The organism is Thauera sp. GDN1, from assembly GCF_029223545.1.
Classification (GTDB): Bacteria; Pseudomonadota; Gammaproteobacteria; order Burkholderiales; family Rhodocyclaceae; genus Thauera.
On record NZ_CP097870.1, the window covers coordinates 533987 to 550371 of the forward strand.

Consider the following 16385-nt stretch of genomic DNA (forward strand, 5'->3'; position numbering starts at 1 on the left):
CCATGTCCCCCCCGATCACGCTGATGGTGCAGGGCACCACCTCCGATGCCGGCAAGAGCACCCTGGTCGCCGGCCTGGCCCGCGTGCTGCGCCGGCGCGGTCTGCGGGTGGCGCCGTTCAAGCCGCAGAACATGGCGCTCAACTCCGCCGTCACCGCCGACGGCGGCGAGATCGGCCGCGCCCAGGCGCTGCAGGCGCTGGCCGCGGGCGTCGCCCCGCACACCGACTTCAACCCGGTGCTGCTCAAGCCCTCCACCGACATCGGCGCCCAGGTCATCATCCACGGCCGCGCGGTCGCCAGCCTGTCGGCGCGCGACTACCACGCCTACAAGCCCACCGCGATGGCCGCGGTGATGCAGAGCTGGGACCGCCTGTGCAGCGCCTACGATGCGGTGCTGGTCGAGGGTGCGGGCAGCCCCGCCGAGATCAACCTGCGCGACCGCGACATCGCCAACATGGGCTTCGCGGAGGCCGCCGACGTGCCGGTGGTGCTGGTCGCCGACATCGACCGCGGCGGCGTGTTCGCCCACCTCGTCGGCACCCTGGAGCTGCTGTCGCCCTCGGAGCAGGCGCGCGTAAAGGGCTTCGTGATCAACCGCTTCCGCGGCGACATGGGCCTGCTGCAGTCCGGACTGGACTGGCTGGAGGAGCGCACCGGGCGCCCGGTGTTCGGCGTGCTGCCCTACCTGCACGGTCTCTTTCTCGACGCCGAGGATGCGCTCGCCGACAGCGCCGCCGACGTGCGTGCGGGCGAGGCCGCGCTGCGCGTGATCGCGCCGGTCTATCCGCGCATCTCCAACCACACCGACCTCGACCCGCTGCGCCTGCATCCGCAGGTGGATTTCCGCTGGGTAGGCCCGGGGCAGGCGATCCCGCCCGCCGACCTGATCGTGCTGCCCGGCTCCAAGAGCGTGCAGGCCGACCTCGCCTGGCTGCGCGCGCAGGGCTGGGAGGAGGCGATCCGCCGCCACCTGCGCTATGGCGGCAAGGTGGTCGGAATCTGCGGTGGCTTCCAGATGCTCGGCCGCGAGCTCGCCGACCCGCTGGGCCTGGAAGGTGCGCCCGCGACCATGGCCGGCCTCGGCCTGCTCGAGCTGCGCACCGAGCTGGCGCCCCACAAGCAGCTGCGCAACGTGCGCGGGCGGCTGGCGAACCTGTCGCCGTGCGCCCGGTCCGAAGCTGCAGGCGAGGGCGGACCTGCGCTCGCCGGCTACGAGATCCACATGGGCGTGACGACCGGTCCGGCGCTGCAGCGGCCGGCGGCGTGGCTCATGGACGAGGGCGGGCCGACCGCGAGCCGGCCCGATGGCGCGGTGTCCGCGGATGAACAGATCCTCGGCAGCTATGTCCACGGCCTGTTCGACGCGCCCGCCGCCTTGTCCGCGCTGCTCGCCTGGGCCGGGCTGGCGGGAGAAGCGCCGAGCGTCGACCTCGCCGCCCGCCGCGAAGCCGACCTCGACCGCCTGGCCGACGCGGTGGAGGCGCACCTCGACCTGGCGGCCCTGTTCGCCCCCGGGCGCATCTGAAGTCCTGCCGGACCGCTACGCATGAACGCTGACACCCCGCGCCGCCACGGCGCCGAAGATTCCCTGCTCGGCCAGGCGGTCGCCTACCGCGACACCTACGCGCCCGAGCTGCTGTTCCCGATCGCGCGCCAGCTCAAGCGCGACGAGCTCGGGATCCGCGCCGACGCCCTGCCTTTCGTCGGCGAGGACCTGTGGAACGCCTACGAGATTTCCTGGCTCGATCCCCGTGGCAAGCCGGTGGTCGCGCTCGGTGAGTTCCGCGTGCCGGCGGATTCGCCACGGCTGATCGAGTCCAAGTCGCTCAAGCTCTACCTGAATTCCTTCAACCAGCAGCGCATGGGCAGCGCGGACGAGGTGCGCGCGCGCATCGCGGGCGACCTCTCGGCGGCCGCCGGGGCTGCGGTCGACGTCGTGCTGGTGCCGCTCGGCGCGCGACCGCAGCGCAGCTCCGGCTATCCGCAGGGCGAGTGCGTGGACGACCTGGAGATCGCCATCGACACCTACCAGCCTGCGCCGGAGGCGCTGCGCGCGCAAGGCGCCGAGGTCGAGGAGACGCTTTACTCCCACCTGCTCAAATCGAACTGCCTGGTCACCGGCCAGCCCGACTGGGGCATGCTGGTGGTGCGCTACCGCGGGCCGGCGATCGACCGCGAAGGGCTGCTGCGCTACGTGGTGAGCTTCCGCGCCCACAACGAGTTCCACGAGCAGTGCGTGGAGCGCGTGTTCAGCGACATCATGGCGCACTGCCGGCCCCGGGAGCTGGCGGTGTGGGCGCGCTACACCCGGCGCGGCGGCCTCGACATCAACCCGTTCCGTGCCAGCCACGCCGGCCTGCGACCGGACGAGGCGATGGAGGTTCGGCAGTAGGTCGATCGGGGGCGGATAGTGCGACAAATGTGCAACATGCTGTTCTGTCGATAGGCACGGCGCCGGCACTGGGCTAAGATTCGCGCGGTAACTACCAACAACATGAGGTATTGCATATGAAGGCTCTCGTTGCTGCTGCCGTTGCTGCAGGTCTCCTCTCCGCTTCGCCCGCGTTCGCGTCCGAGGCGCTGGCCAAGGCCAAGAACTGCCTGGCCTGTCACGCGGTGGACAAGAAGCTGGTCGGCCCGTCCTACAAGGAAGTCGCCGCCAAGTACGCCGGTCAGGCCGATGCCGTCGCCACCCTCGCGACCAAGGTCCAGAAGGGCGGCGTGGGCGTGTGGGGCAAGGTTCCGATGCCTCCCAACGCCCAGGTGAACGACGCCGACGCCAAGGCGCTGGTCGAGTGGATCCTGTCCCAGAAGTGACGCGCAGGACCGGGCCCGCAGCAGCGGTGCCCGAACCAGGAAAAGGCCGGCCCCTGCGCCGGCCTTTTTGCTGCCCGGTGTTCCGCTAGTTCGCCAGTCCCGCCAGGCGCTCGAGCGGGACGCGGGATTCGAGCGCCTCGAACAGGCGGTCGGGGCATTGCAGCCATGCCGATGCGTCGGCTGCGCGGGACGGGCGGGCGAACAGGTAGCCCTGCATGACGTCGCAACCGAGTGCGCGCAGCGCCCGCGCCTGTTCCTCGCTCTCCACCCCTTCGGCCACGAGCTCGAGCTCGAAGCCGCGCGCGATGCCGGTGATCGCGGCGATGATCGGGTTCGTCATCGGCCCCTCGAGGTCGCGCACGAAGCTGCGGTCGATCTTCAGCGTGCTGACCGGGAATTTCTGCAGGTAGGCGAGCGCCGAGTAACCGGTGCCGAAGTCGTCGATCGCGACACTGATGCCGCTCGCGCGCAGCTCGTGCAGCTTGGCGGTGACGCCGGCGGTGTCGTTCATCATGATGCTTTCGGTGATCTCGATCTCGAACTGGCCGGGTCTGAGCGCATGACGTTCCAGGCACTCGGTGATGCTGGCGACGATGTTGCTGCGATGGAAGTCGTGCGCCGACAGGTTGATCGACATGCGCGGGGCCTCGATCCCGGCCCGGCGCCACTCCGCGACCTGGGCGCAGGCCTGCTCCAGCACCCAGGCGCTGATTTCGCCGATCAGTCCGACCTCCTCGGCCACCTGCACGAAGGTCGCGGGCGAGATCGGGCCGAGCACCGGATGCTGCCAGCGCAGCAGGGCCTCGAGGCCGACGATGCGGCGCTGCACCACGCTGACCTGCGGCTGGTAATGGAGCTCGAATTCGTTGCGCACCAGCGCGTTGCGCAGGTCGTTCTCGAGCGCGATGCGGTCGCGGTGGCGGGTGTTGAGGTCGGGGTCGAAGAAGCGGTAGGCGTTCTTGCCCGAGCGTTTGACCTGGTACATGGCGACGTCGGCGTGCCGCGTCAGTTCCTCGGCGCTGCCGCCGTCGCGCGGGAAGAGCGCGATGCCGACGCTGACCGTGGCGCGGAACTGGCCCTTGCTCAGGCCGATGGGCGGGCTGATGGCTTCGAGCACCTTGCGCGCGATCACCTCCGCATCCTCCGGGCGGGTGATGTCGGGTAGCAGCACGGTGAATTCGTCGCCGCCCAGGCGGGCGAGGGTGTCGCCACGGCGCAGGGTGGCCGACAGGCGCGCGGCGATGGCGCGCAGCAGGGCGTCGCCCTCGGCGTGGCCGAAGGTGTCGTTGACCAGCTTGAAGCGGTCGACGTCGATGAACATCACTGCCAGCGTGCCATTGCGGCGCTGCGCCTGGGCGATGGCCAGTTCGAGGCGGTCCTTGAACAGCACGCGGTTGGGCAGATGGGTGAGCTGGTCGTGATAGGCCTGGAAGGAAATGATCTCCTCGGCCCGCTTGCGCTCGGAGATGTCGCGCGCCACACCGTACAGGCCGACCATGCGGCGGTCGTCCTCCTGCGTGTTCATCGGGATGCCGGTCAGCGACACCGTGATGCTCTCGGCCTCGCCGTCCGGCTTGAGCCGGTTGCGGCGCAGGCGCAGTTCGACGTTGAAGCTCTCGCCGGGCAGGTTGCCGGGCTGGCTGAGCAGGTTGTCGATGCGCTTGCGGTCCTCGGGCAGTACCAGCGTGGCGAAGGGCTGGCGCATCAGCGTGCTGCGGTCGAAGCCGAGCAGGGCCTTGACGCGCGGATTCAGGTAGGTGAAGCGGCCGGCACTGTCGAGCGTGAAGATGAGGTCGGGCGAGCTCTCGACCAGGTAGCGGTGCAGGCGCTCGGACGCCTTGAGGCGCTGGCTCATCAGCCTGTTCGCCTTCTCCAGCGCGCCCTTGTGCAGGGCGCCGTCCACCGCGCGCTGCAGCTGCGCGACGTGGTAGGGCTTGCGCACGTAGTCGTCGGCGCCGCGGCGCAGGGCCCCGATCGCGGCATCGATCGCGTCCTCGCCGCTGATGATGATCACCGCCTCGTCCCGATTGTGGTCGACCAGCCAGTCGAGCAGGGCGAGGCCGGTGGCGTCGGGCAGCCGGTAGTCGAGCAGGATCAGCGCATAGTGCTCGTGCTCGAGGCATCGGATCGCTTCGCCGATCGTGCCGCACTCGTCGAAGATGCGCCCTGGACGTGCGAGCACGTGGGGAAAGGTGCGGCGCAGGGACGGATCATCGTCGACGATCAGGATGCGGAAGCTGGCGGCTTCGGTGCCGGCCGCTCCTTGGATCTGAGGCCGGAATGCGTGCTCGGTCGGCGTGACCATGGCTCCCCGGGGAGTGAGAATTGTCGGAATTCTGTCTCGTTACATGATGCAACACTCAGGCCCGTTGTTCCAGCGGGATGAAGATCTGGAAGCTCGTGCCTGTGGCTTTCTGGGTCCGGCACAGCAGGGTCGAATCCCACTGGGCGAGGATTTCGCGCACCACGCTCAGGCCCAGGCCCTGGTGTCCGTCGCCCTTGGTGCTGGGGGCGGCCGACAGGGGATCGTGGGCGCGTTCCGGGGGCAGGCCGGGGCCGTTGTCGACGAAGCGGATCTCGATGCAGTTGCGCCCGTCGACATTGACCTGCGGGAACACCGACACCACCAGGCGCTGGCCGGGTTGCAGGGCTTCGGAGGCGTTGCGGAACAGGTTGAGCAGCACCTGCTTGAGCGCGGACGCAGGGATCGCCGCCGGCGGTACGTCGCGCGCGGTGCGCAGCTCGAGCTGGATGCCGCGGCTGGCGAACAGCGCGTCTCCATACAGCACGCGCATGTCGAGCAACAGCTCGGGCACGCGGCAGTGGCGGACGTCGCCGGTCTCGACCGGCAGGTTGGCGGCGCCGCGCAGCAGCGTGTCGATGCGGTCGAGTTCGGTGCCGAGCAGGCTCATCTCGTCCTGCAGCAGCATGTCGTCCTCGCGTTCCTGCGCCAGCATCCCGGTCCGGCTCTTGAGCACGGCCAGTGGGTTGGTGGCCTCGTGCACGATCTTGCGCACATGGTCGCGGAAGCGTTGGCGCAGAACGGCCTCGCGTGCGGTGATCTCGTTGCGCTGGCGGTTGTAGGTGCGCAGCGCACGTGCGGCGGCGCCGAGCAGCGCGGCGTAACGCCAGCTGCGCTCGCCGTCGAGGGCCTGCGCCGATGCGGCGCCGACGAGGGCGACCGCGAGCTCCTCGGCCGCGGCCAGCGGCAGCACGTGGAAACCGGTGTGCCCCAGCCAGCGCGCGATCTGCCAGTCGGCCATGCTGCGCCCGGGGCCGCCCGCATCGACATAGAACGAGGTCGGATGCTGGCTGCGGGCGCTGAGGGCGATGCAGCTCGCCTCGTCGTCGACGCGCAGCCGCAGCTCGGCGATCAGGCTGCCGACGCTGTCGGGCTCGGGGGTGAGCAGGGGCTGCAGGCGGCCGTCCTCGCTGCTGCCGAGCAGCACCGATGGCGTGTGCAGGCCGAACAGTGGCCCGGCGATCGCCAGGCGCTCGCCGATCGCCGAGCCGTCGAGGTCGACGAAGGCGGCGGTCAGCAGCCCCAGAACCCCGGCGCAGCGGTAGGGATCCTCGGCCAGGCGCAGCGCGGGGCGGGCGAGCGGGGCGGCCGGCGCCGGCGGCAGGTCGCTGCGATCCGACACGATGTCGCCGGCCGCGCTGCGCAGGCTCAGCACGGTGCTCGCTTCCAGACCGCTCAGGCGCGCGGCGCGCGCCACATGCTGCTGCCAGTCGGTGGTGGCGAGCCGGTCTGCCGCCTCGGTCAGGGCGAGCAGGGGGTGGGCAGCGGCCAGGCGCTCGTCGGTCAGTCCGCCCGTCTCCAGTGCGTCGGCGAGGCTGGGCGGCAGCCCGCAGGCGGCGACGAGCGCGGTGATCGGGGGGCGCACGCCGCCGTTCCAGCCGGTCGAGCGCACCAGGTCGCGCCACAGCCCGGCAAGGTAGGCCTCATCGGGGCGGGGATAGTCGGCCTCGATGGCGAGGCGGAGGGCACATTCGGCGCGCAGCAGGGCCTTGTCCGCCGGCTCGTCGCGCGCTTCGCCGACATGGCCGATGGCGAGCAGCCAGGCGCGCAGCAGGTCGGGGCCGATGCGTTCGAGGCGGCGTTGAAAGGCGCTGTCGAGCCCCTTCTCGAGTTCGCCGGGCGCGAGCGGGTCGGCCACCAGCAAGCCGAGGCTGAGTGCGGGGTCGCGCGCGGCGATGCGTGCGATTGCCGACCAGTCCGGTCCCTGCGCGGCCAGCACATGCAGGATGGCGGAGGCGCCGTCCGGCAGGGGCTGGAGTTCGAAGGCACTGAAGGTGGGCGTCGGCATGCGGGCGGCACACGAGGAATGAAGGCCGGGCCATTCTAGTCGCGCCTTTCGCGCCGGACCGTGACCGGTGTGGCATATGCCGTGCAAAACCTCGGAGGTCCGCAACGCGCGCTGTCGCGCCTCCGGCCGGCTTCAGGCGTGGAGGCTGTCGGCGAAGCCGAGGGCGACGAGCTGGGCCCGGTTCACCTGCTCGAACGGCAGATGCAGCGCGGTGGCTGCCGCGCTCAGGGCCTTGGCGTCGAACTGTTCGCAGCACTGCGCGAGGCGCAGGAAGGGCGCGAATTCGCCCTGGCCGTAAAGCAGCGCCTCGCTGACGTTGGCCGGCAGGTGCATCTCGTCGAGCAGGGCCTGCATCGAGGTGCCGAGCAGGGTGTGCAGCAGCGAGAAGGCGCCGGTGATGAACAGGTTGTCGCGTTCGCTGGGCGCGAAGTAGCTCGCGCCGATCTCTTCCATGAAGCGGCCGCGCACGATCGCCGTCTGCGTCAGCGCCGGCGCGCCCGGCTCCCGGCCGGCCTCGACCAGCAGCAGCGACAGCCACTTGTTGAGGGCGTCGTAGCCGAGGATGCTGACCGCATGGCGGAAGGAGTGGATCTCGCACATCAGGCCGAAACTGCCGGAGTTGACGTAGCGCAGCAGCTTGTAGCACAGGGCCACGTCCTGCTTGAGCACGGCCTCGATGTCGCGGATGTCGCCGTTGCTGCGTACCAGCTTGAGCAGGCGGGCGATGTGCGCATGGCCGGGCGAGAGCGTCCTCGCCGACGGCTTGCCGTTCAGGAAGAACCAGCCCGAGGCGCCGTCGAAGCCCGCGTCGACCGCGCTGCGGAACGCGGCCGCATCGGACAGGCCCCAGGCCAGGCTGAGGCCGGGCGATGTGCTGGGCGCCCCGCTGTGGCGCGCGTCGATGAGCACGAAGCGCCAGTCGTGGCCGGCCGGCAGCGGCATGCCGGGCTGGAACCAGGTCAGGCACATGCCGACACCGGCAGCGCGCAGCTGCGCGATCAGCGCCTGGGTACGGCGATGGACGAGGGTCTGTGCCGGGATCTCGATCGCGGTGTTGGCCGGGATCGACCACGCCAGCAGCTCGGGCGTCGGCACCAGGCGGCCGAGGCTGACGAAGACCGGGGTCCGCGTGGGCCACACGTCGGCCTGGCTGGCGAGCGCCTCCGCCACCGCGCCGACGTCGGGGCCGTGGGCGATCAGGCGGTTGGCGGTGATCGCGTCGTTCTTGTTGACGACCGGCTCGCGCGTCAGCAGGGTGGTCTGGGTCATCGTGCGCTGGGCTCAGCTCGTCGGCTGGGCGAAGGTGAAGGCGTCGGCGAAGAAGGCGTCCTCGGACAGGCCACGGCTGGCGCAGAAGCTGCTGCGCGCGACGTCGACCATCACCGGCGCGCCGCAGGCATAGACCTCGTGGCCGGAAAGATCGGCGAAGTCGTCCAGCACCGCCTGATGCACCAGGCCCTGGCGGCCCTCCCAGACCTCGTCGGACAGCACCGGCACGTAGCGGAAGCCGGGCAGGGCCGTTTCCCAGGAGCGGGCGAGCGCGTCCATGTACAGCCCGGCGCGGGTGCGCGCGCCCCAGTACAGGGTGATCGGCCGGGTCAGGCCGATCTGGATGGCGTGCTCGACGATGCCCTTGATCGGCGCGAAGCCGGTGCCGCCGGCGACCATCACGATCGGCCGCGCCGAGTCCTCGCGCAGCCAGAAGGCGCCGTGCGGGCCTTCGAAGCGCAGGATCTCCTTTTCCTTCATGGTCTCGAACACGTGGCCGGTGAAGCGGCCGCCGTCGATGCGGCGCACGTGCAGCTCGAGGTGGCCACCATCGTGCGGGGCGTTGGCGATCGAGAAGCTGCGCCGCTGACCGTCGGCGAGCAGGATGTCGACATACTGGCCGGCGCGAAACTGGAAGTTCTCGCTCGCCGGCAGCTTGAGGTCGATGAGCATGACGTCGTCGGCCAGACGCTGCAGCTTCTGCACGCGCGCGGGCAGCTTCTTGACCGGGATGTCGCCGGCGCGGGTGACGTTGCGCGCCTGCACCACCAGGTCGCTCAGCGGCTTGGCGCAGCAGAACAGCGCGTAGCCCTCGGCGCGCTCGGCATCGCTCAGTGCGCCCGCGGAATGAGGTCCCTGGTCCACCACGCCTTCCAGCACCTTGCCCTTGCACGCGCCGCAGGCGCCGTCGCGGCAGCTGTGCGGCAGCATCAGGCCGGCGGCGAGCGCGGCCTCGAGGACGGTCTGGTCGTCGGCGGCTTCGAAGTGGTGGTCGCCGGGGCGAAGTGAAATCCGATGCGTCATGGTGCGTGAGATAATGAATTTATGAAACGAATCCTGATCGTCGGTAGCGGCGACGTCGCCCTGCGTGCCCTGCCCTGGCTCACCCGGCGCTTCCGCGTCTATGCCCTGGCGCGCCACGCCGAGTCCGCTGCCGCCTTGCGCGCCGCCGGCGCGGTGCCGCTGGTGGGCGATCTCGACGACCGCCGCAGCCTGCGGCGGCTGGCCGGCGTGGCCGATGCGGTGCTGCATTTCGCGCCGCCGCCGGCGAGCGGAGAGGGCGACCCGCGGACGAGGCGCCTGCTGGCCGCCCTGGGAAGCGGCAAAAGTCTACCACACGGCGTGATATACATAAGCACGACAGGGGTTTACGGCGACTGCGGCAGTGCGCGCGTGGACGAGACCCGGCCGTGCAATGCGCAGACCGCGCGCGGCCGGCGCCGGGTCGATGCCGAGCGCCGCCTGCGCGCCTTCTGCCGGCGCAGCGGGGTGCGGGTGGCGCTGCTCCGTGCCCCCGGCATATACGCCGCCGACCGCCTGCCGCTCGACCGCCTGCAGCGCGGCGACCCGGTGCTGTGCGCGGACGATGACGTGCATACCAACCACATCCATGCCGACGACCTCGCCCGCATCGCCTGCCTGGCGCTGTTCCGCGCCCCGGCCGCGCGCGCCTACAACGCCAGCGACGACTCGGGCATGAAGATGGGCGACTACTTCGACGCGGTGGCCGACGCCTTCGCGCTGCCGCGGCCGCCGCGCCTGAGTCGCGCCGAGATCGCCACCCGGCTGTCGCCGCTGACGCTGTCCTTCATGGGCGAGTCGCGCCGCCTCGACAATCGGCGGCTGAAGCGGGAACTGCGCCTGCGCCTGCGCTATCCGACGGTCGCGGACGGCCTGCGTGCCGCCACCGCGCGCTGAATCCGGCGCACACCCCATCCCACTGTTCATGTCCAAACCGGAGCGAGATTCCGCATGCTGTACCTGAAGTCCCTGCACATCGTGTTCGTCGTGAGCTGGTTCGCCGGCCTGTTCTACCTGCCGCGCCTGTTCGTGAACCACGCCATGGTCGAGGATGCCGCCACCCGCGAGCGCCTGGCGATGATGGAAATGAAGCTTTACCGCTTCATGACGCCGCTCGGCATCCTCGCCGTCGCGCTCGGCCTGTGGCTGTGGTTCGGCTACGGCTTCGCCGGGGGCTGGCTGCATGTGAAGACGCTGCTGGTGGTCGGCCTGATCGGCTACCACCTTTATTGCGGCCGCCTGATGCGCGAGTTCGCCGCCGGGCGCAACACGCGCAGCCACGTCTGGTATCGCTATTTCAACGAGATCCCGGTCCTGGTGCTCTTCGTCGTGGTGTTCCTGGTCGTGCTGAAGCCGTTCTGAGCACGGGCGGACAGGAAGGATGAACGAGGCGGTGAGGGGAGGGGACAGGATGCTGCACGAGACGGCGGACGCCGCCGCCAACGGCGTCGGCGGACGCAAGGTGGCCGGCCAGGCGGGTGCGCAGGGCGGAGTCATGACGGTGGATCTGGCCGAGTACAACTGGCAGGCGCATTCGGTGCTGGTGGTCGATGACGAGGAGGGCATGCGCAACTTCCTCGAGCGCACGCTCGCCCGCCGCTGCGGCATGGTGCAGTCCGCGGCCGATGCCGAGCACGCCGCGGCGCTGATGGCACGGCTGCATTTCGACCTGCTGATCCTCGACATCGCGCTGCCCGGCAAGTCGGGCATCGAGTGGCTGCACGAACTGCGCGAGCATGGCTACATGGGCGACGTGATCCTGGTCACCGCCTTCGCCGACATGGAGACCGCGATCGACGCGCTGCGCGGTGGCGCGTCCGACTTCATCCTCAAGCCCTTCCGCGTCGACCAGATCCTCAATTCGATCAAGCGCTGCTTCGAGCGTGCCCGCCTGGCACGCGAGAACTTCGTCCTGCGCCGCGAGCTCGCCGGGCTGGCCGCAGACCCGATCGGCCTGGTCGGGCATTCGCCGGCGATGGAGCAGCTGCGCGCGATGGTGCGTCGCATCGGGCAGATGCCGAGCACGGTGCTGCTGCTCGGCGAATCCGGCACCGGCAAGGAGGTGGTCGCGCGCGCCCTGCACCAGACCAGCCCGCGCGCGCAGCGCCCCTTCGTGCCGCTCAACTGCGCGGCGATCGCCGCCGAGCTGATCGAGAGCGAGCTCTTCGGCCACGTCAAGGGTGCCTTCACCGGCGCGACCGAGAGCCGCAACGGCCTGTTCTACTACGCCCATGGCGGCACGCTGTTTCTCGACGAGATCAGCGAACTGCCGCTGGCGCTGCAGACGCGGCTGCTGCGCGTGCTCGAGGAGCGCAAGCTGCGCCCGGTGGGCTCCGAGCGCGAGGTGCCGGTGGATGTGCGCATCATCGCCGCCTCCAACCGCAACCTCGCCGCCGAGGTCAAGGCGGGGCGCTTCCGCGAGGACCTCTACTACCGGCTGGCGGTGGTCGACCTGAGCCTGCCGCCGCTGCGCAGCCGCAGCGAGGACATCCCCGACCTGATGCGCCACTTCATGCAGCAGCTCGCGGTGCAGCTCGGGGTCGCGCCGCTGCCGCTGTCGCACGAGGTCGTCAGCCGGCTGCAGGCCTATGCCTGGCCGGGCAACGTGCGCGAACTGCGCAACTACGTCGAGCGCTCGATGATCCTCGGCTGCTTCTCGAACACGCCGCCGGGCGCGCCCGCGGCCGAGGTTGTGCCGCTCCCCGGCGAGCTGGCGCTGAGCCTGGCCGAGGTCGAGCGCCGCCACATCGAGCGCGTGGTCGGGGACTGCGCCGGCAACAAGACCGAGGCCGCGCGCCGGCTGGGCGTGTCGCGCAAGACCCTGGAACGCAAGTTCGCCGAATGGGCCGCCGCGGAAGCGGACGACGTCGGCCGCGTCGATCGCAGGGCCTGAGCGGCATGGCGACGCGCGACCGCGGCCGCCGGCCGCGGCGGGAGACCCGCAGGTGCTGATGCGCCTGCCGCACGCGTTCGCCGAGCGCCTGCGCCGTTCGGTGCGGGCGAAGCTGCTCGGCCTGGTGCTGGCGCCGCTGATGCTCGGCTTCCCGATCATCATGGGCCTGCTGTGGTACTGGGGCGAGGCCTATTACCACCGCCTGATGGTGTCGCGGGTCGGCAGCGACCTGGCGACCGCGCACGGCTATTTCGAGCGCGTGATCGAGGGGGTCGGCCATGGCATCGACGGGCTCGCCGGCTCGCAGGCGCTGGCCCAGGCGCGCGCTGCGCCGGAGGATCTGGACGCACTGCTGGCCGCGCGCCGGCAGATGCTGGGGCTGGATTTCCTGAACCTGCTCGATACCGAAGGCCGCGTGCTGCGCGCCTCGACCGGCATGACGGCGGGCGCCGACCGCGCCGCCTGGCCGGTGGTGGCGCGCGCGCTGCAGGCCGACGCGGGGAGCGCGATCGAGCGCTTCGATGCCGCCGACCTGGAGGCGATCTCCCCCACCCTGCGCGAGCGCGCCCGCCTGGCGCTGGTGCGCACCGAGCGCGCCGCGCCGGATCCGCGCCCCGAGGAAAACCGCGGCCTGGTCGTGCAGGCCGCCGCCCCGGTGCTCGATGCGCGCGGCGAACTGGTCGGCGTGCTCGAGGGCGGCGTGCTGCTCAACGGCAACCTCGGCTTCGTCGATACCCTCAACGACATCGTCTACCGCAGCGGCAGCCTGCCCGCGGGCAGCGAGGGCACCGCGACCCTGTTCATCGACGACGTGCGCATCGCCACCAATGTGCGCCTGTTCGAGGGCGCGCGCGCGCTCGGCACGCGTGCCTCGGCCGAGGTGCGGGAGCACGTCCTCAGCCACGGCCGCACCTGGCTCGAGCGCGCCTTCGTCGTCAATGACTGGTACGTGTCGGCCTACGAACCGGTGGTCGACAGCCGCGGCGAGCGCGTCGGCATGCTCTACGTCGGCTTCCTCGAGGCGCCCTTCCGCGCCGCCAAGCAGATGGCGCTGCTGATCGTGGCCGCGGTGTCGCTGCTGGTCAGCGTGGCCGGCGCGCTGCTGACCCTGCACTGGGCGCGCGGCATCTTCCGCCCGATCGAGCGCATGCACGCCACCATCGGCGGCATAGACGCCGGTGACGAGCGCGCGCGGGTCGGCGACGTCGCCAGCCGCGACGAGCTCGGCCGGCTCGCCACCGCCTTCGACCGCCTGCTCGACGACCAGGCGGCGCGCCGCGCCGAGCTGCAGGCGCTCAACGCCTCGCTCGACCGCAAGGTCGCCGAGCGCACCGCCGATCTCGCCGCCGCCAACGAGGAACTGCACGCCGCCCAGCGCCGCCTGGTGATGAGCGAGAAGCTGGCCGCGATCGGCGAGCTCACCGCCGGCGTGGCGCACGAGATCAGCAACCCGACCGCGGTGATCCAGGGCAACCTCGACCTGCTGCGCGAGGAGCTCGGCCCGGCGGCGCAGCCGGTGGCAAACGAGATCCGCCTGATCCACGAGCAGGTCGGGCGCATCCGCCTGATCGTCACAAAGCTGCTGCAGTTCGCCCGCCCGGGCGAGTTCGTCGGCTACGTCGAGGACGTGGACGTGAATGCCGCGCTCGCCGACTGCCTGGTGCTGACCCGCCAGCACCTGACGCGCGCCGGGGTGAAGGTGGTGCAGAAGCTGGAGGCGCGCGGCCGGGTGCATATCAACCTGCCGGAACTGCAGCAGGTGCTGATCAACCTGATCGTCAATGCGGTGCAGGCCATGCCCGCCGGCGGCACGCTGACGCTGGAGACCGCCGATCGCGATCCGCAACAGGATGCGCGCGGCGTGCGCATCACCGTGCGCGACACCGGCACAGGCATCCGCGCCGAGGACATGGCGCGCCTCTTCGACCCTTTCTTCACCACCAAGAAACGGCAGGGCACCGGGCTCGGGCTGTCGATCAGCCACACCCTGGTCGGACGCTACGGCGGACGCATCGAGGTCGACAGTGCGCCGGGCCGCGGCGCCGCCTTCGCGGTCAGCCTGCTGGCCGAGCCGGACTATCGCAACGACAGGGCCGCGAACGGATGCGGCGACGAATCACGGGAAGCGAACGCGACATGAAAGTGATGGGTTTCGCCGGCTGGTCCGGCAGTGGGAAGACGACGCTGGTGGAGCAGGTGATCGGCGTGCTGAGCGCGCGCGGCCTGGCGGTGTCGCTGGTCAAGCATGCGCACCACAGCTTCGACATCGACCACGCCGGCAAGGACTCCTGGCGCCACCGCCAGGCGGGATGCGGCGAGGTGCTGGTCAGCTCCGCCCAGCGCTGGTCGCTGACCCGCGAACTGCGCGGCGCGCCCGAGGCTACGCTGGACGAGCTGCTCGCCCATCTGGCGCCCTGCGACATCGTGCTGGTCGAGGGCTTCAAGCGCGCGCCGATCCCCAAGATCGAGGTCCATCGCGCGGTGGTGACCGCGCCGCTGCTGCACCCGGACGACCCGCACATCATCGCCATCGCCACCGATACCACGCTCGCCACGTCCCTGCCGCGGCTCGACATCAACGACCCGGCACAGGTCGCGGACTTCATCGTCGCCTATCTCGGGCACTGAGTCGGACGGCTGCGCGGGGGCAGTGTTGCATTCATGCGACCCGAGCCGGGGTTGTTTCACTGTGTTTGCTAGTATTCTCGATATTTTTAAACAATCTCGAATAGAGAGGGGTCGATGAATACGCGCATGGATGCAGGACCGCACCGGATCGTCATCGTCGGTGGCGGCGCCGGCGGCCTGGAGCTGGCCACCCGCCTGGGGCGCAAGTTCGGTCGCCGCGGCAAGGCCGAAGTCACGCTCATCGACAGCAAGCGCACCCACATCTGGAAGCCCAAGCTGCACGAGATCGCCGCCGGCAGCATGGACATCGGCGATCACGAGGTGCCCTACCTGGCGCAGGCGCACTGGCATGGCTTCCGCTTCCGCATCGGGCGCATGACCGGACTCGACCGCCGCGCGCGCGAGGTCCATGTCGCGCCTTTCGTCGATGAGGACGGCAGGGAGGTCACACCGGCGCGCTCCTTCCCCTACGACACGCTGGTGATCGCGGTGGGCAGCCAGAGCAACGACTTCGGCACCCCCGGCGTGCGCGAGCACGCGCTGAAGCTGGAGACGGTGGCCGACGCGCGCCGCTTCCACGTGCGCATGGTCAACGCCTGCGTGCGCGCCCACGCCCAACGCACCCCGCTGCGCCCCGAGCAGCTGCACGTGGCGATCATCGGCGCCGGCGCCACCGGGGTCGAGCTCGCCGCCGAGCTGCACCACACGACCCGCGAGGTGGTGGCCTACGGCCTGGACCGTCTCGATCCCGACAAGGACATCAGGCTCGCCCTGATCGAGGCCGCGCCGCGCGTGCTGCCGGCGCTGCCGGAGCGCCTGTCGAACTCGACCGAGCGCCTGCTGCGCAAGCTGGGCGTGGAGGTGCACACCGACGCCAAGGTCGCGGAAGTGCTCGCCGACGGCGTGCGCCTGGCCGACGGCCGCGTGCTGCCGGCGGAGCTGGTGGTGTGGGCGGCGGGGGTGAAGGGCGCGGACTTCCTCGCCGAGCTGGACGGCCTGGAGACCAACCGCATCAACCAGCTCATGGTGCGGCAGACGCTGCAGGCCACGGCCGACGACGACATCTTCGCGCTGGGCGACTGCGCCGCCTGCCCGTGGCCGGAGAAGAACGGCTTCGTACCGCCGCGCGCGCAGGCCGCCCACCAGCAGGCCTCGCACCTGTTCAGGCAGATCCAGCGCCGCATCGCCGGCAAGCCGGTGCAGGACTACCGCTACCGCGACTTCGGTTCGCTGGTCTCGCTCGGCGAGTTCAGCACGGTGGGGAACATGATGGGCGGGCTCACCAAGGGCGACCTGTTCATCGAGGGCTGGTTCGCACGCATGATGTACGCCTCGCTGTACAAGATGCACGAACTCGCCCTGCACGGCTGGGTGAAGGTGACGCTCGACACCCTGGCGCGCATGATCACGCGCCGCACCGAACCCCACGTCAAGCTGCACTGAGGGG

At 70.6% G+C, this 16385-nt stretch carries 13 protein-coding genes; 9 read left to right on the forward strand and 4 right to left on the reverse strand.

Going from position 1 to position 16385, the window contains the following annotated elements:
* Positions 1 to 2 precede the first annotated feature (2 nt).
* The 3 genes from CKCBHOJB_RS02345 (at position 3) to CKCBHOJB_RS02355 (ending at position 2818) form a co-directional block, all read left to right on the forward strand.
* On the forward strand, positions 3 to 1526 hold the full coding sequence (locus tag CKCBHOJB_RS02345) for a cobyric acid synthase (protein WP_281050435.1): 1524 nt from the start codon (positions 3 to 5) through the stop codon (positions 1524 to 1526).
* A gap of 21 nt (positions 1527 to 1547) precedes the next feature.
* Entirely contained in the window at positions 1548 to 2393 is an 846-nt protein-coding gene (queF, locus tag CKCBHOJB_RS02350; RefSeq protein ID WP_281050436.1) for an NADPH-dependent 7-cyano-7-deazaguanine reductase QueF, read from the forward strand.
* Positions 2394 to 2509: 116 nt separating this feature from the next.
* Positions 2510 to 2818, forward strand: a complete 309-nt coding sequence (locus tag CKCBHOJB_RS02355; RefSeq protein WP_281050437.1) for a c-type cytochrome — start codon at positions 2510 to 2512, stop codon at positions 2816 to 2818.
* Between the two features lie 85 nt (positions 2819 to 2903).
* On the opposite strand, the gene CKCBHOJB_RS02360 is transcribed toward CKCBHOJB_RS02355, so the two are convergent.
* The 4 genes from CKCBHOJB_RS02360 to CKCBHOJB_RS02375 form a co-directional block, all read right to left on the reverse strand.
* The gene (locus CKCBHOJB_RS02360) at positions 2904 to 5123 is read right to left on the reverse strand and encodes an EAL domain-containing protein (RefSeq protein WP_281050438.1); all 2220 of its coding nucleotides are present in this window, start codon (positions 5121 to 5123) and stop codon (positions 2904 to 2906) included.
* Between the two features lie 55 nt (positions 5124 to 5178).
* The gene (locus CKCBHOJB_RS02365) at positions 5179 to 7128 is read right to left on the reverse strand and encodes an ATP-binding protein (protein ID WP_281050439.1); all 1950 of its coding nucleotides are present in this window, start codon (positions 7126 to 7128) and stop codon (positions 5179 to 5181) included.
* Between the two features lie 132 nt (positions 7129 to 7260).
* Complete coding sequence (locus tag CKCBHOJB_RS02370; RefSeq protein ID WP_281050440.1) at positions 7261 to 8397, reverse strand: HDOD domain-containing protein; 1137 nt, start codon at positions 8395 to 8397, stop codon at positions 7261 to 7263.
* A 12-nt stretch (positions 8398 to 8409) separates the two neighbouring features.
* Positions 8410 to 9420: a CDP-6-deoxy-delta-3,4-glucoseen reductase gene (locus tag CKCBHOJB_RS02375; RefSeq protein ID WP_281050441.1), complete on the reverse strand. Its 1011-nt coding sequence runs from the start codon at positions 9418 to 9420 to the stop codon at positions 8410 to 8412.
* Positions 9421 to 9441: 21 nt separating this feature from the next.
* On the opposite strand from CKCBHOJB_RS02375, the gene CKCBHOJB_RS02380 reads away from it, so the two are divergent.
* The 6 genes from CKCBHOJB_RS02380 (at position 9442) to CKCBHOJB_RS02405 (ending at position 16381) form a co-directional block, all read left to right on the forward strand.
* Positions 9442 to 10314 (forward strand): NAD-dependent epimerase/dehydratase family protein, encoded by an 873-nt coding sequence (locus CKCBHOJB_RS02380; RefSeq protein WP_281050442.1) that lies wholly within the window; start codon positions 9442 to 9444, stop codon positions 10312 to 10314.
* Positions 10315 to 10368: 54 nt separating this feature from the next.
* A complete protein-coding gene (locus tag CKCBHOJB_RS02385) occupies positions 10369 to 10779 on the forward strand; it encodes a CopD family protein (RefSeq protein ID WP_281050443.1) in 411 nt (136 codons plus the stop codon).
* A 133-nt stretch (positions 10780 to 10912) separates the two neighbouring features.
* The gene (locus tag CKCBHOJB_RS02390) at positions 10913 to 12310 is read left to right on the forward strand and encodes a sigma-54 dependent transcriptional regulator (RefSeq protein WP_281051734.1); all 1398 of its coding nucleotides are present in this window, start codon (positions 10913 to 10915) and stop codon (positions 12308 to 12310) included.
* A gap of 58 nt (positions 12311 to 12368) precedes the next feature.
* Positions 12369 to 14450: a cache domain-containing protein gene (locus tag CKCBHOJB_RS02395; protein WP_281050444.1), complete on the forward strand. Its 2082-nt coding sequence runs from the start codon at positions 12369 to 12371 to the stop codon at positions 14448 to 14450.
* Positions 14447 to 14938, forward strand: a complete 492-nt coding sequence (gene mobB / locus CKCBHOJB_RS02400) for a molybdopterin-guanine dinucleotide biosynthesis protein B (protein ID WP_281050445.1) — start codon at positions 14447 to 14449, stop codon at positions 14936 to 14938. Before CKCBHOJB_RS02395 ends, mobB begins: the two co-directional genes overlap by 4 nt.
* Before the next feature lie 114 nt (positions 14939 to 15052).
* On the forward strand, positions 15053 to 16381 hold the full coding sequence (locus CKCBHOJB_RS02405; protein WP_281050446.1) for an NAD(P)/FAD-dependent oxidoreductase: 1329 nt from the start codon (positions 15053 to 15055) through the stop codon (positions 16379 to 16381).
* The last annotated feature ends 4 nt before the right edge of the window (positions 16382 to 16385 follow it).